Source organism: Streptomyces lothianensis, assembly GCF_047779955.1.
Lineage (GTDB): Bacteria > Actinomycetota > Actinomycetes > Streptomycetales > Streptomycetaceae > Streptomyces.
Genome location: NZ_JBLMKT010000124.1, coordinates 1 through 853 on the forward strand (window position 1 = coordinate 1; position 853 = coordinate 853).

Below are 853 nucleotides of genomic sequence, written 5' to 3' on the forward strand. Positions count from 1 at the left end.
TTCTCCAGCACGGCCAGGGCCGCTTTGGGGTAGGTGCCGGTGCCCAGCGCGTCGGCCCAGGCGGGGCCGAGCAGCTCCAGCAGGGCATCGAGCCGGTAGAAGGTGGCGGTGCGGCGTTCGACCAGCGCGCTGCGGCGGCGGACGGCTCGTCGCAGCGCGTTGGCGGGCCCGCGGTCCGACAGTTCCCGCAGTCCCTCGGGGTGCAGGAGCGGCAGCCGGGCGAGGACCCGGGAGTCGAGGCGGTCGTTCTTGGTGTGCTTGGAGTAGTAATCGCGCAGGTCGGCGGACTGTTCCGGCGGGACCAGGACGACTTTGGCGCCGCGGTGCTGGAACCACGCGGCCAGCGGGACCCAGGCGTTGCGGGTCGGCTCCATGATGACGATCACGTCGTCGGTCGAGGGCAGTCCGTCCCATAACCGTTCGAGGTCGTCGGGCGTGGTGGTGAAACGCCGTCCGGAGAACTGGATCTCTCCGGTGGCGTCGGTACAGGTGGCCCGGTGCGGGGCCCGGCAGGCCACATCGATTCCCAGGTGCAGTCTCAACAGGCTTCCCGTCTGGCGCGGCGGCAGGCTGACACGTGCCCAGCCCCTCGACCACGACCGTGTGGCACGTGTTCCGCAGGGTTGTGCTGACCGGACATTCGGTAGCAGTGGTCCGCGCTTGCCGCGGCCACGGGTTCCCAACAGGGACGCACGTGCGTCGGGAGGTTCAACCAGCCGTCGATCAGCGTTGAGAAGTCGCCCGCGAGCAGACGCTTCGGTCAGTGATCCAGCCGTGCCGGAAGAACCGGACCCGACGCACCCTACGCAGCCCCCGAAGATCCCGGAGAGCTACGGGCAAAGCTAAATGTCAG

Annotated in this window: 1 protein-coding gene; it reads right to left on the bottom strand. The window is 69.2% G+C overall.

Annotation, left to right across the window (positions count from 1 at the left end; genetic code table 11):
• A partial coding sequence (locus ACLF6P_RS29880) for an IS110 family transposase (RefSeq protein ID WP_415954548.1) occupies positions 1–542 on the bottom strand: 542 nt, incomplete at its 3' end.
• Positions 543–853: the final 311 nt, after the last annotated feature.